Below are 13,921 nucleotides of genomic sequence, written 5' to 3' on the forward strand. Positions count from 1 at the left end.
GATTCGACACGGCCGCGCGGTGTCGCAAGGGGATCGATCGCGCGTCATGAGCCAAACCCGCACCCTGTCGTTCTGGCAGATCTGGAACATGTGCTTCGGCTTTCTGGGCATCCAGTTCGGCTTCGCCCTGCAGAACGCCAACGTCAGCCGCATCTTCCACACCCTGGGCGCCTCGGTGGACGACATCCCGGTGCTGTGGATGGCCGCGCCGCTGACCGGGCTGATCGTGCAGCCCATCGTCGGCTATCTGTCCGACCGCACCTGGACGCGGCTGGGCAGGCGTCGCCCGTATTTCCTCATCGGTGCGGTGCTGGCCACGCTGGCGCTGCTGGCGATGCCGCACTCGCCCGCGCTGTGGATCGCGGCTGGCCTGCTGTGGGTGCTGGACGCCTCGATCAACATCTCGATGGAGCCCTTCCGCGCCTTCGTCGGCGACCTGCTGCCCACGCGTCAGCGCGCCTCGGGCTATGCGATGCAGAGCTTCTTCATCGGCATCGGCTCGGTGGTGGCCAGCCTGCTGCCCTGGCTGCTGGCGCAGGCCGGCGTGGCCAACACCGCCGGTGCAGGGGAGGTGCCGGACACCGTGCGCTATGCGTTCTACTTCGGCGGGGCGGTGCTGCTGCTGACCATCCTGTGGACCGTGCTCACCACGCGCGAGGACCCGCCGGGCCAGCTGGCCGGCGAGCGCGAAGCGCCGGAGGCGGAGGTCGCGCCGGCGCTATCGGCATCCCCGCCCGCGCTGCGTCTGCGCCTGGGCACCGCTGCGCTGGTGCTGGGCCTGATCGGCTGCGCGCTGGTCGCGCTGTTGGGCCTGGACAAGCAGCTGTATGTGCTGGGCGGCGGCGCGGCCGTGTTCGGCGCCCTGCTGCTGGGTCGCGGCCGCGTGCGCGGCGGCATGTATGCGGCTATCGTCGACGATCTGCTGGACATGCCGCCGACCATGCGCCGGCTGGCGGTGGTGCAGTTCTTCTCCTGGTTCGCCCTGTTCGCGATGTGGATCTACACCACCGATGCGGTCACGGCCACGCACTTCGGCACGCGCGATACCACTTCGGCCGCCTACAACGACGGCGCCAACTGGGTGGGTGTACTGTTCGCCGCCTACAACGGCTTCGCCGCGCTGGCCGCGATCGTGATCCCGCAGATGGTGCGGGTGCTGGGGCTGCGCTGGAGCCATCTGCTCAATCTGTGCCTGGGCGGAGTGGGGTTCCTGTCGTTTCTGCTGATCCGCGATCCGCACGGGCTGCTGCTGTCGATGGTCGGCGTGGGCTTCGCCTGGGCCTCGATCCTGTCGCTGCCCTATGCGCTGCTGTCCGACAGCGTGCCGGCGCGCAAGATGGGCCTGTACATGGGCATCTTCAATTTCTTCATCGTCATCCCGCAGCTGGTGGCCGCCTCGATCCTGGGCCTGCTGGTCAAGACCGTGCTGGGCGGCGCGCCGATCAACGCGCTGGCCGTCGGTGGCCTGAGCCTCTTGGTGGCCGGCCTGTGCACGCTGCGCGTGCGGGACGCCCGTCCGGAAGCCCACGCATGAGAACGTTCTGCCTTTCGCTGTTGGCCCTGTCCCTGGCCGTGCCGGCGCGCGCCGACGAGCTGTACGGCACGCTCGAACCCTTCGCCAGCAAGGCGATCTACTTCGTGATGACCGACCGCTTCGTCAACGGCGATCCGTCCAACGATCATCGCGACCAGGGCGGTCGACACCGCACCTTCGACCTGCCCACGCCGGGCGCGCCGGTCGGGCAGAGCGACAACATCGGCTACCTCGGCGGCGACTTCAAAGGCATCGTCGACAACGCCGGCTATATCCACGACATGGGCTTCGGCGCGGTGTGGGTGACGCCGATCGTGGACAACCCGGATGAGGCCTTCACCGGCGGCGATCCGGTGCGCTGGGGCAGCGCGATGACCGACCGGGGCAAGACCGGTTATCACGGCTACTGGGGCGTGAACTTCTACAAGCTGGACGAACACCTGCCCAGCAAGGGCCTGGACTTCGCCGGCTTCACCCGCGCCATGAAGGGCCAGCAGCTGGACGTGGTGCTGGACATCGTGGCCAACCACGGCTCGCCGGCGTACTCGATGCCCAAGGCGCAGCCCAAGTTCGGCCAGATCTTCGACAAGGACGGCCGCAAGCTGGCCGACCACCAGAACCTGGATCCGTCCCAGCTGGATCCGAAGCACAACCCCATGCACGCCTTCTACAACACCGGTGGCGGCCTGGCCCAGCTCTCGGACCTGGCCGAGGACAACCCGGCGGTGCTGGACTATCTGGCCGGCGCCTACGAGCAGTGGATCGAGCAGGGCGCGGCGGCGTTTCGCGTGGACACGATCGGCTGGATGCCGCACCGCTTCTGGAAGCAGTTCGCCGACCGCATCCGCGCCAGGCACCCGGGCTTCTTCATGTTCGGCGAGGCCTTCGACTACGACGCGGCCTTCATCGCCGCCCACACGCTGGAGCGCAACGGTCACTACAGCGTGCTGGACTTCCCGCAGCGTGCCAGGCTGTCGAAGGTGTTCGGCAAGGAGGGCGGTGGCTACGAGGACCTGGAGCGCACGCTGTATCTCGAGGACGGCCCGTACGCAAATCCGTACGACCTGGTCACCTTCTACGACAACCACGACATGGCGCGGCTGGATGCCAGCGATGCGGGCTTCATCGACGCCAACAACTGGCTGTTCACCGCGCGCGGCATCCCGGCGATCTACTACGGCTCGGAGACCGGCTTCATGCGCGGCGCGGCCGAGCATGCCGGCAACCGCAACTACTACGGCCAGCAGCGCATCGATGCCGCGGGCGACAGCGCGATCTACCGCAACCTCAGGCGCATCGCCAACCTGCGCCGCGATTCGATCGCCCTGCAGCGCGGGCTCCAGCTCAACCTGATGCTGAAGGGCGATACCGGCGCCTTCTATCGCGTCTACGAGCACGACGGGCAGGCGCAGACCGCGCTGGTGCTGCTCAACAAGGCCGATAAGGCCTCGACCCTGCGACTGGAGACGCTGCTGCAGGCCGGCACTTGGCGCGATGGCTTCGACGGTAGCCAGGTGCGCATCGAGGACCGCCTCGCGCTGGAGGTGCCGGCGCATGGCGTCCGGGTGCTGTTCTACGACGGTGCGCTGACCAATGCCGACCTGCGCAAGCGCCTGGCCGAAGACATGGGCCACCGGCTGCGCGATTGAGCGGGGCGCGCCTACGCGCCTCGACCTGCGGTGACGCCTGCGCGGCGCTTCAGCCGCAGTGGGTGGAGCCGCGCAGCGCCAGCGTGACGGGGATGGTCTGGCTGTCCACGGGCTGGCCGTGCAGCTGCTGCAGTAGGGCGTCCACCAGCAGCATGCCGGCCTGGCGCGTGTCCTGCTGCACGGTTGACAGGGCCGGGGTGACGAAGCCCGCCAGCGGGATATCGTCGAAGCCGGCCACGGCCACCTGCTCGGGGATGCGCAGGCCTGCCTCGCGCAGCGCCTTCATCGCGCCGATGGCGATCAGGTCGCTGGCGCCGAACACCGCGTCGAAGGCCACGCCACGCGCCAGCAGCGTGCGCGCCGCGTCGTAGCCCGACCGTTCGCTGGTCTCGGCGTCCACCTGCAGCGCGGCTTCGTGCCGCAGCCCCGCCGCGTCGAGGGCGGCGCAGACGCCACGATGGCGCTCCTGAATTCGGGGTAGTGCGCCGAGGCATGGCCGAGGAAGGCGATGCGCCGCCGCCCCTGGGCGATCAGGTGCGCGGCCATGTCGTGCCCGCCCTGGAAGTTGTCGCAGCCGATCGACACGCCCGGCTGGCCGGGCAGCGCGGCGCCCCAGCGCACGAAACGGATGCCCTGCTGCTGCAGCTTCTCCAGCCGCACGCGCGACTGCAGGTAGTCGCCATAACCGAGCAGGATCAGCCCATCGGCCTTCTTGCTGTCGGCGTAGTCGGCCTGCCAGTCGGTGGACAGGTTCTGGAAAGAGATCAGCAGGTCGTAGCCATGCAGCGCGCAGGCGCGGGTGATCGAGCCCAGCATCGAGAGGAAGAACGGATTGATCGCCGATTCGTCCGGCGTCGGGTCCTCGAAGAACAGCAGCGCCAGCGTCCCGGTGTGCTGGGTGCGCAGGTTGGAGGCGTTCTTGTCGACCTTGTAGTGCAGCTGCTCGGCGATGGCCAGGATGCGCCGGCGGGTGTCTTCGTTGACCATCGGGCTGCCGCGCAGGGCGCGCGAGACCGTGGGCTGGGACACGCCGGCCAGGTGCGCGATGTCGAGCGAGGTGGCCTTGCCCTTGATCGAATGCTGCACGGAACACCACGCCTGTATTGCGTTGCGCGCGATCATGCCATGCGGCCTCGGGAAGGCCGTGCTGCAGTGCCGCATCGATTGCGCTTTGTGGGTGCGGGCGTCGGGTCAAGCCCGATGGCCGCGCCGGCTCAGGCGCCGTTGGCCGCCGTCCTGGAACCTTCCGCTACACCGCTTCGCCTGCGGCATGGCCGCTGGCCCAGGCCCACTGGAAGTTGTAGCCGCCCAGCCAGCCGGTGACGTCCAGCACCTCGCCGATGAAATGCAGGCCGGGCGCGCGCCTGGATTCGAACGTGGCCTGCGACACCTCGCGCGTGTCCACGCCGCCCAGCGTGACCTCGGCGGTGCGATAGCCCTCGGTGCCGCTGGCCACCAGCGGCCAGGCCCGTAGCAGCTCGGCGGCCTGGCGCAGCTGCGGGTCGTTGAACTGCTTCATCGGCCGATTGGACAGCCAGTGTTCGCACAGGCGCTGGGCGAAGCGGCGCGGCAGCAGATCGCCCAGCACCGTCTTCAGCTCGGCGGCGGGGCGCGCGGCCCGCTGCGCCTGCAGCACGGCCAGCGCGTCCTGCCCCGGCAGCAGGTCCAGGTGCAGCGGCTGGCCGGGCTGCCAGTACGAGGAGATCTGCAGGATCGCCGGGCCGCTGATGCCGCGGTGGGTGATCAGCATGGCGTTGTCGAAGGCGACCTTGCCGGACGCCGCGCGCACCGGCAGCGACACGCCGGCCAGGTCGGCCAGCTGCTCCTGCGGGCGGCCGCTCAGCGTCAGCGGCACCAGCCCCGCGCGCGTGGGCAGCACCGTGTGGCCGAACTGCCGCGCCAGCGCATAGCCGAAGCCGCTGGCGCCCATGGCGGGAATCGACAGCCCGCCGCTGGCCACCACCAGCGAGGGCGCGGCGAACACGCCCTGCGCGGTGTGCACCGCATAGCCGCCATCCTCGCGTGCGACCACGCGCTCCACGCCGCAGCCGGTGGCGATGCGCACGCCGGCTGCTTCGCATTCGGCGACCAGCATGGCCACGATCTGCTTGGACGCGTCGTCGCAGAACAGCTGGCCCAGCTCCTTCTCGTGATAGGCGATGCGGTGCTTCTCGACCAGCGCGATGAAGTCGCGCGGCGTGTAGCGCGCCAGCGCCGAGCGGCAGAAGTGCGGGTTGTCCGACAGATAGTTGGCCGGCGAGGTACCGGTGTTGGTGAAGTTGCAGCGCCCGCCGCCGGACATCAGGATCTTCTTGCCCACGCGGTTGGCGTGCTCGATCACCAGCACCGACCGTCCGCGCGCGCCGGCGGTGGCCGCGCACATCAGCCCGGCCGCGCCGCCGCCGATGATCAGGACATCGTGGGTGAAGCCGGACGGCACCTTCAGTCCTGCGGCGCGTGGCGGACGATGGGGACCACCACCAGCTGCAGATCGTCGCCCATCAGCTGGACTTCGCCGTCCTGGATCAGCACGTCCAGGCGCAGGGTGCGCACGAGCCTGGCCGCCAGTTCCCGGATCGCGTCCTGCGGCAGGTCGATCACGGTCAGCTGCTTCATGCGGCGCAGCGAGGCGGCGTGCTTGTGCCACCACACATCGCCGGCATGCCCGGCGTAGCCGACCACCACCACCTCGCGCGCGCGGCCGGCGGCCTTGCGCAGGCGGCTCTCGTCGGGCTGGCCCAGTTCGATCCACTGTTCGATCTGGCCGCTGTAGTCGCGGCGCCACAGGTCGGGTTCGTCCTCGTTGCTCAGGCCGCGGCCGAAGGCCAGGCGTTCGTCGGCATACAGGACGAAGGCCAGCACGCGCGCCACCAGGCGCTCGTCGGTCTCCGAGGGGTGCTGGGCCAGGGTCAGGCTGTGGCTGGCGTAGTGGTTGCGGTCGAGGTCGCTGATCTGCAGCTCGACCTTGCGGATCGTGGCGGAAAGGGCCATGGCTCAAGACAAGGAAGTGAGAACAAACGCGTCCCCCGCGCAGGCAGGCGGCGCGGGCGATCACGGGAAGGAGGGGGCAGGGAGGATCCCGCGCAGGACAGGGCCATCCAGGGCCTGGAGCCGGCGCGAACGCCCACTGCACTGCTGCAGCGCAGCATCCGCTGGCGCCACCGGCGGCGACTTGGGGCACCTGCCGGACGGCGTATGCTACCGGCTAGCTGTTTGTTTTGAAAGGGATTTCGTGGCTTGTTGAACGATCGGGTTTGGAAATGTCGGGGCCTGGCCGGCGAATTTCCTGGATCGGCCGGCGATTGTGTTGGCTTTTTCACCGCAACCTGCGTATCGTGCGGCCCACTGTGCTTGCCAGGGTCACCGTGGTTCGTGAGCCTGATGCGGTAGATCGACAGATCGGCTACATCGTTTGCGTTTTTCCTACGCCTGCAAACCCAGTCTCGGCCCGGAATCCCGGCGCCGCGATTACCCATCATGTTTTCAGGAGTAGTAAAAATGAGCGATCGTCAGACCGGCACCGTCAAGTGGTTCAACGATGCCAAGGGCTTCGGCTTCATCACCCCGCAGAGCGGCCCGGACCTGTTCGTGCATTTCCGCGCGATCCAGGGCAACGGCTTCAAGTCGCTGAAGGAAGGCCAGCAGGTCACCTTCGTGGCCGTGCAGGGTCAGAAGGGCATGCAGGCCGACCAGGTGCAGGCGCTGTAATCCAGCCCCCACCGCGTCAACACGCATGAAGAACGCCGGGCTTGTCCCGGCGTTTTTTTTTGCTTTATCGAGGGGGCTTGGGCCGTGCGTGGTGCGACTCCGGAGGTGCATACGCATCGCCGCTTCGGACGGGCAGCGGTTCGGCGGGCGGTGTCCGCTTTTTCCCTCCATCAGGGCATCGGCGCCCTGAGTCGGGCGCTCGGCGTCCTGCCTCGCTTGCCGCAGCCACCGCCCGCCGAACCGCTGCCGCGCGCGTCAGGCAGTAAGGCTTCTTGTCGAAAGAAATCGCGATCCATCTGCAGCGGAGCCTCGTCCCGGCTGAAATGCTGAACGCGACGTGCTTTGTCTGCCCCAAGTCACCGTGGGATCCGCCCTTGTGGCCTGTCTGGCCAATGGCGGCGATAAGGCGCTACCGGTAATGCATGAGCCGCCATGAGGGTTCGTCGGCAAAGCGCCATCGCCATTGGCCAGACAGGCCACAAGGGCGGATCCTACTCTGTAGAGCGGAGCTCGCTCCGCTGGGGCCTTTCGCGCGAACCGGACGAAAAGCAGCGGAGCAAGCTCCGCTCTACAGATAGGTCGCTGCGGGATCCGAGGAGACAGCTGCTCCCGCGTCCTCCGGCGAAGCACCTTTTTTATGCCGGTAGCGCCGCCATATCAGCAGCGACAAGGCGCAAACGCGAGGCGGGCTCCATGCAGTTGAACTTCGACAACCGATTCATCGCCGAGCTGCCGGGCGATCCGGTCGTGGGGCCGCAGGCGCGTCAGGTCGAAGGGGCGCTGTGGTCTTCGGTCGCGCCGACGCCGGTGGCGGCGCCGCGCGTGCTGGCCTGGTCGCCGGAGGTCGCCGCGCTGCTGGGCCTGCAGGCCGAGGACATCGCCGAGCCGCGCTTTGCGCAGGTGTTCGGCGGCAATGCGCTGGCGCCGGGCATGGCGCCGTTCGCCACCAATTATGGCGGGCATCAGTTCGGCCATTGGGCGGGACAGCTGGGCGATGGGCGGGCGATCTCGCTGGGCGAGGTTATCGCGGTGGACGGGCGTCGCCAGGAGCTGCAGCTCAAGGGCGCGGGGCCGACGCCGTACTCGCGCTTCGCCGACGGCCGTGCGGTGCTGCGCTCGTCGATCCGCGAGTTCCTGTGCAGCGAGGCGATGGCGCATCTCGGCGTGCCGACCACGCGCGCGCTGTGCCTGGTCGGCACGGGCGATGCGGTGATCCGCGACATGTTCTACGACGGCCATGCCGCGCCGGAGCCGGGGGCGATCGTGTGCCGGGTGGCGCCCTCGTTCCTGCGCTTCGGACATTTCGAGCTACCGGCGGCGCGCGGCGATGTGGCGCTGCTGCGCCGGCTGGTGGACTTCACCATCGCGCGCGACTTTCCCGAGCTCGACGGCCCGGCCGGCGAGGCGCGCGATGCGGCCTGGTTTGCGCAGGTGTGCACGCGCACGGCCGAGCTGATGGCGCACTGGATGCGGGTGGGCTTTGTCCACGGAGTGATGAACACCGACAACCTGTCGATCCTGGGCCTGACCATCGACTACGGTCCGTATGGATGGATCGACGACTTCGATCCGGACTGGACGCCCAACACCACCGACCGTCAGGGCCGACGCTATCGCTACGGCTGGCAGCCGCAGGTGGCGTTCTGGAACCTGAGCCGGCTGGCCGGCGCGCTGTCCCCGCTGTTCGCCGATCCGGCGCCGCTGCAGGCCGGGCTGCAGGCGTATGCGGATGTGTTCGCCGCCTGCGAGCGCCGCGATACGGCGGCCAAGCTGGGCCTGGCGCAGTACACGCCGGCCGATGCCGCGCTGATGGCCGATCTGCGCGCGCTGCTGCACGCGGCCGAGGTGGACATGACGCTGTTCTTCCGCGAGCTGGGCGAGCAGGCTCCAGGCCCGCAGGCGCTGGAGGCGCTGCGCGAGGCGTTCTACGACGCCGCGAAGTTCGAGCTGCACGCGGCTGCGTTCACCGACTGGCTGACGCGCTACGCCGCGCGTTGCGCGCAGGACGGCGACGAGGCCGCACGGCGTGCGCGCATGCGCGGGGTCAATCCCCGCTACGTGCTGCGCAACTATCTGGCGCAGGAGGCGATCGACCGCGCGCACGACGGCGACCTGGGCGGCATCCACACGCTGCTGGAGGTGCTGCGCCGTCCCTACGAGGATCAGCCGGGGCGCGAGGCCTTCGCCCGCAAGCGCCCGGACTGGGCGCGCGATCGGGTGGGCTGCTCGATGCTGTCGTGCAGCTCTTGAGCACGGCAGCGTGCGGCGCGGTGCAGTAGCATCGCGCTTTACCCAGGACCACGAGCGTGTCGATGTCCGTGCAAACCGAATGGGCCGCGCTGATCCGCGATGTGCCCGATTTCCCCAAGCCTGGCGTGCTGTTCAAGGACATCACGCCGGTGCTGGCCGATGCGGCTGGGTTCGCGGCGGCCACGGCCGCGCTGGCCGATCCCTGGCGCGAGGCCGGCGTGCAGGCGGTGCTGGGCATCGAATCGCGCGGGTTCATCCTCGGCGCGGCGTTGGCGCGTGCGCTCAAGTGCGGGTTCGTGCCGGTGCGCAAGCCGGGCAAGCTGCCCGCTTCGGTGCTCAGCGTCGAGTACGGCCTGGAATACGGCAAGGACACCCTGCAGATGCACCGCGACGCGCTGCCGCCGGGCACGCGCGTGCTGATCGTCGACGACGTGCTGGCCTCGGGCGGCACGCTGCATGCGGCGCTGTCGCTGGCGCGACAGCAGGGCTGCGACGTGCTGGGCGCGGCAATGCTGATCGAGCTGCAGGCGCTGGGCGGGCGCGGGCGCTGGCAGGCGGACCTGCCGCTGACCGCGGTGCTGCGCTTTCCGTGAGGGCAACAAGCGCCGGCGGAGCCGGGGTCCTGTGACATCTGCGGCCCTGAATGCTCGGGAAAGAGGTTTGATACGGCGGGTGCTTTGGAAGCCTGAGCCAGCGTTTCCCGCGACCTGATCCAACCCCCTCCCGGCCTCCCCCTGCTGCGCAAGGGGAGGGGCGGAGCGGTGCCGGAGCGGGCATTCGCCACACGTGCGTCAGCGCAAATTCCGTCATCCCCGCGAACGCGGGGATCCATGGACGTTCGCGGGGACTGGCGGGAAGCAGGCCGTCGCCCCGCGCGCGATCTCCCGCCTCAGCCCGTCGCCCTGATCACATCGGCCAGCACATTGAAGATCCGGTCGATGTGCGGCTTCTCCACGATCAGCGGCGGCGACAGCGCGATCACATCGCCCGTCACGCGGGTCAGCATCTGGCCGTCCTCGAAGGCGCGGCGGAACACCTCGAAGCCGCGCGCGCCCGGCGCTCCCTCGCGGGGCGCGAATTCGATCGCACCGATCAACCCGAAGTTGCGCAGGTCGATCACATGGGGCAGACCCTTGAGTGAATGCAGGCCCTGCTGCCAGTAGTCGCCCAGTTCGATCGCCTTCTCGAACAAATTCTCCTCGGCATAGGTGTCCAGCGTGGCCAGCGCGGCGGCGCAGGCCAGCGGATGGCCCGAATAGGTATAGCCGTGGAACAGGTCGATGGCGCTGTCCGGCCCCTGGTCGAAGGCCTCGAAGATGTCCTCGGACACGAACACCGCGCCCATCGGCACGCAGCCGTTGGTGATGCCCTTGGCCGCGGTGATGATGTCTGGCGTGACGCCGAAGCGCTGCGAGGCGAAGGCCTTGCCGACGCGGCCGAAGCCGGTGATCACCTCGTCGAAGATCAGCACGATGCCGTGCCGCGTGCAGATCTCGCGGATGCGCTTGAGATAGCCCTCCGGCGGCAGGATCACGCCGGCGCTGCCGGAGATCGGTTCGATGATCACCGCGGCGATGGTGGACGGATCGTGCAGCGCGATCACGCGTTCCAGTTCCTCGGCCCACTCCAGGCCATGCGGCGGCAGACCCTGCGAGAAGCCGTTGCGCGCGATATCCAGCGTGTGGCGCAGATGGTCCACGCCCGGCAGGCCGGGTCCGAACCACTTGCGGTTGTTGGGCAGCCCGCCCACCGAGATGCCGCCGAAGCCGACGCCGTGGTAGGCCTTCTCGCGGCCGATCAGACGGGTGCGCTGGCCTTCGCCGCGCGCGCGCTGGTAGGCCAGGGCGATCTTCAGCGCCGTGTCCACCGACTCGGAGCCCGAGTTGGTGAAGAACACGTGGTTGAGGTCGCCCGGCGTCAGCGCGGCCAGACGCTCGGCCAGCACGAACGGCAGCGGCGAGGACATCGAGAAGTTGGGCGCGAAGTCGAGCGTGCCGATCTGCTGGCGCACGGCATCGACGATGCGCGGCCGCGCATGACCGGCGTTGACGCACCACAGCCCGGCGCAGGCGTCCAGGATCTGCCGGCCGTCGACGTCGATGTAGTGCATGTCCTTGGCGCTGGCCAGCAGGCGCGGCTTGGCCTTGAACGCACGGTTGGCGGTGAACGGCATCCAGAACGCGTCCAGCGAATCGGGCATGTGTGCACCCAGTTCGGCGTAGTGGGCCGCGTAGCCATCGCGCGGGGAGAGGGAATCGGCGCTCATGCAGGCCTCGCAGGGGACGGGAAAGGGATCGGCGCTAGCCTAGCGCGTTGAAGAAACTTTACAACTTGCGGCCGAAACGGCTCAATGCGGCCTTGCGTGTCAAGAATCCGCAACAGATGGGCAGCCAGGGAGCCACCATGGACATCGGAGCGCGGTTGCAGCAGGTGCGCACCGCCAAGCAGCTCAGTCAGCGCGAGCTGGCCAAGCGCGTGGGCGTGACCAACAGCACGATCTCGCTGATCGAGCAGAACAAGGTCAGCCCCTCGGTCGGCTCGTTGAAGAAGGTGCTGGACGGCATCCCGATCTCGCTGGCCGATTTCTTCACCCTCGACCTGCAGCCGGGACCGCCGGACAGCCCGTTCTACACGGTGGCCGACACGCCCGATGTGGGCAGCAACGGCGTGCACTATTTCCTGGTCGGACAACGCGTGGCGCGACGGCAGATGTGCATCCTGCGCGAGGTGATGCCGCCGGGCACCGACACCGGCCCGACCCTGCTGGTCCACGCCGGCGAAGAGGGCGGGGTGGTCGTGGCCGGCGAGGTGGAGATCACCGTCGGCGAGCAGGTGCGCGTGCTGCGCGCCGGCGAGGGCTATTACTTCGAAAGCCGCGTGCCGCATCGCCTCCGCAACCTGGGCGAGACCGAGGCCGTGATCGTCAGCGCGAACACGCCGCCGACGTTCTGAGACCGACGCCGCCGTCGCAGCCCTGCGAGCGATGGGCTGCGGAGCGTGCAGGGCATCGCGCGGTATCCAGACAGCCGCTTCTCCTTGCGACGCGAAGCAGCAGCAGGATCAGACGCTGGAGAGTCTCCCTGGGATCAGCCCCGGCGCGCCGCATCGATCGCGGCCACATCGATCTTGCCCATCGTCATCATCGCCTCGAATACGCGCCTGGCCACCGCGGGGTCCGGATCGGCCATGCCTTCGGTCAGCGTGCGCGGCGTGATCTGCCAGGACAGGCCCCACTTGTCCCTGCACCAGCCGCAGGCGCTCTCCTGCCCGCCGTTGCCGACGATGGCGTCCCACAGGCGGTCGGTCTCGGCCTGGTCATCGGTGGCGATCTGGAACGAGAACGCCTCGCTGTGCTTGAACACTGGCCCGCCGTTGAGCCCGATGCACGGCACGCCGCACACGGTGAACTCCACGACCAGCACGTCGCCGGCCTTGCCGGAGGGGAAGTCGGACGGCGCGCGCCGCACGGCGCCAACCTGGCTGTCGGGAAAGGTCTGCGCGTAGAACTGCGCAGCTTCCAGCGCGGTGCCGTCGTACCAGAGGCACAGGGTGTTCTTCGGAATCATGGGGTGTTTCCTCCTGGCGGTGAACGACGCGGCGGGACTGCCGCGTCCTTATACGGCTCCGACGCGCGAAGGCGATGAAGATCGACACGCAGGCCAACGGACTCCGAGCGCGATGGTTGCAGGCGACACCGCTTGCGGCGCGCCCGCGGCCGCGCCGTGCCGCTTAGAATCGACGGTTCCCTCCATTCCATTCCGCAAGCCCTGCCTTCATGACCACTTCCCACGCCCCCCTGCGCGGCAGCATCGTCGCGCTCGTCACCCCCATGCACCAGGACGGCAGCGTCGACTACGCCGCCCTGCGCAAACTGGTGGACTGGCACGTGGCCGAAGGCACCGATTGCATCGGCGTGGTCGGCACCACCGGCGAGTCGCCCACGGTCGACGTGGAGGAGCACTGCGAGATCATCCGCGTGGCGGTCGAGCAGGCCGCCGGCCGCGTGCCGGTGATGGCCGGCTGCGGGGCCAATTCCACCGCCGAGGCGATCGCGCTGGCCAGGTTCGCGCGCGAGGTCGGCGCCGACAGCCAGCTGCAGGTGGTGCCTTACTACAACAAGCCCGGTCAGGAAGGGCAGTACCGCCACTTCGCCGCCATCGCCGAGGCCACCGGCGATCTGCCGATCGTGCTCTACAACGTGCCCGGCCGGACCGCAGCCGACCTGGCGCACGACACCGTGCTGCGCCTGGCGCAGCTGCCGCGCATCGTCGGCATCAAGGAGGCCACCGGCAACATCGAGCGCGCGCAGTGGCTGATCCGCGAGGCGCCGGAAGGCTTTTCCATTTACTCCGGCGACGACGCCACGGCCGTGGCGCTGATGCTGTGCGGCGGCCACGGCAACGTCAGCGTCACCGCCAATGTTGCCCCGCGGCTGATGCGCGAGCTGTGCGCGGCGGCGCTGGCCGGTGATGTCGTCACCGCAATGGCGATCCAGCGACGCCTGCTGCCGCTGCACAAGCAGCTGTTCGTCGAGGCCAACCCGATCCCGGTCAAGTGGGCGGTGTCGCGCCTGGGCCACTGCGGCGGCACGCTACGCCTGCCGATGACCGAACTCGAGCCGGCCAACCAGGCCAAGGTCGAGGCGGCGCTGCGCGAAGCCGGCTTGCTGGGCTGACGCCGATGTCGCCGGCGCCGCGCACAGGTCGTGCCGCCCCGCGCCGGATCGCAGGCCTGCGGCCTTGAGCGATCCGACGCGGCCGGCTTCAACCGAAGACGCCGG

The 13,921-nt window shown here is 69.0% G+C and carries 11 protein-coding genes and 1 pseudogene; 7 read left to right on the forward strand and 5 right to left on the reverse strand.

The genetic code is table 11. The annotated features are described in order from the left end of the window. Window positions 1-46: 46 nt before the first annotated feature. Together ACFJIT_RS05130 and ACFJIT_RS05135 are read left to right on the forward strand one after the other, a co-directional pair. Window positions 47-1,534, forward strand: a complete 1,488-nt coding sequence (locus tag ACFJIT_RS05130; RefSeq protein ID WP_379655237.1) for an MFS transporter — start codon at window positions 47-49, stop codon at window positions 1,532-1,534. Then, complete coding sequence (locus ACFJIT_RS05135) at window positions 1,531-3,183, forward strand: alpha-amylase family glycosyl hydrolase (protein ID WP_379655238.1); 1,653 nt, start codon at window positions 1,531-1,533, stop codon at window positions 3,181-3,183. Before ACFJIT_RS05130 ends, ACFJIT_RS05135 begins: the two co-directional genes overlap by 4 nt. Window positions 3,184-3,232: 49 nt before the next feature. Here the strand turns inward: ACFJIT_RS05135 and ACFJIT_RS05140 are convergent. From ACFJIT_RS05140 to ACFJIT_RS05150, 3 genes and pseudogenes are all read right to left on the reverse strand, one after another. Further along, a pseudogene (locus ACFJIT_RS05140) lies at window positions 3,233-4,305 on the reverse strand (LacI family DNA-binding transcriptional regulator). A gap of 127 nt (window positions 4,306-4,432) precedes the next feature. Next, complete coding sequence (locus ACFJIT_RS05145; protein WP_379655239.1) at window positions 4,433-5,623, reverse strand: NAD(P)/FAD-dependent oxidoreductase; 1,191 nt, start codon at window positions 5,621-5,623, stop codon at window positions 4,433-4,435. 2 nt (window positions 5,624-5,625) lie between these two features. Then, the gene (locus ACFJIT_RS05150) at window positions 5,626-6,174 is read right to left on the reverse strand and encodes a YaeQ family protein (protein WP_130522839.1); all 549 of its coding nucleotides are present in this window, start codon (window positions 6,172-6,174) and stop codon (window positions 5,626-5,628) included. Between the two features lie 507 nt (window positions 6,175-6,681). Here ACFJIT_RS05150 and ACFJIT_RS05155 point away from each other — a divergent pair. The 3 genes from ACFJIT_RS05155 to ACFJIT_RS05165 all read left to right on the forward strand — a co-directional run bounded on the left by ACFJIT_RS05155 (window position 6,682) and on the right by ACFJIT_RS05165 (window position 9,734). Continuing rightward, entirely contained in the window at window positions 6,682-6,891 is a 210-nt protein-coding gene (locus tag ACFJIT_RS05155; RefSeq protein WP_130517728.1) for a cold-shock protein, read from the forward strand. A gap of 693 nt (window positions 6,892-7,584) precedes the next feature. Then, window positions 7,585-9,141 carry a YdiU family protein gene (locus tag ACFJIT_RS05160; RefSeq protein ID WP_379655240.1) on the forward strand — a complete coding sequence of 519 codons (1,557 nt, stop codon included), beginning with the start codon at window positions 7,585-7,587 and terminating at the stop codon, window positions 9,139-9,141. 62 nt (window positions 9,142-9,203) lie between these two features. Next, the gene (locus ACFJIT_RS05165; protein ID WP_379655241.1) at window positions 9,204-9,734 is read left to right on the forward strand and encodes an adenine phosphoribosyltransferase; all 531 of its coding nucleotides are present in this window, start codon (window positions 9,204-9,206) and stop codon (window positions 9,732-9,734) included. A 296-nt stretch (window positions 9,735-10,030) separates the two neighbouring features. Here the strand turns inward: ACFJIT_RS05165 and ACFJIT_RS05170 are convergent, their stop codons facing one another. Then, complete coding sequence (locus ACFJIT_RS05170; protein WP_337053785.1) at window positions 10,031-11,341, reverse strand: aspartate aminotransferase family protein; 1,311 nt, start codon at window positions 11,339-11,341, stop codon at window positions 10,031-10,033. Between the two features lie 203 nt (window positions 11,342-11,544). On the opposite strand from ACFJIT_RS05170, the gene ACFJIT_RS05175 reads away from it, so the two are divergent. Then, complete coding sequence (locus ACFJIT_RS05175; RefSeq protein ID WP_379655242.1) at window positions 11,545-12,093, forward strand: cupin domain-containing protein; 549 nt, start codon at window positions 11,545-11,547, stop codon at window positions 12,091-12,093. Between the two features lie 134 nt (window positions 12,094-12,227). On the opposite strand, the gene ACFJIT_RS05180 is transcribed toward ACFJIT_RS05175, so the two are convergent. Further along, a complete protein-coding gene (locus tag ACFJIT_RS05180; protein WP_379655243.1) occupies window positions 12,228-12,707 on the reverse strand; it encodes a VOC family protein in 480 nt (159 codons plus the stop codon). Between the two features lie 209 nt (window positions 12,708-12,916). Between ACFJIT_RS05180 and dapA the strand changes: the two genes are divergently transcribed. Then, complete coding sequence (gene dapA, locus ACFJIT_RS05185) at window positions 12,917-13,816, forward strand: 4-hydroxy-tetrahydrodipicolinate synthase (protein ID WP_379655244.1); 900 nt, start codon at window positions 12,917-12,919, stop codon at window positions 13,814-13,816. Window positions 13,817-13,921 lie beyond the last annotated feature (105 nt).

This window comes from Pseudoxanthomonas sp. UC19_8, from assembly GCF_042700505.1.
GTDB classification, from domain to species: Bacteria; Pseudomonadota; Gammaproteobacteria; order Xanthomonadales; family Xanthomonadaceae; genus Pseudoxanthomonas_A; species Pseudoxanthomonas_A winnipegensis.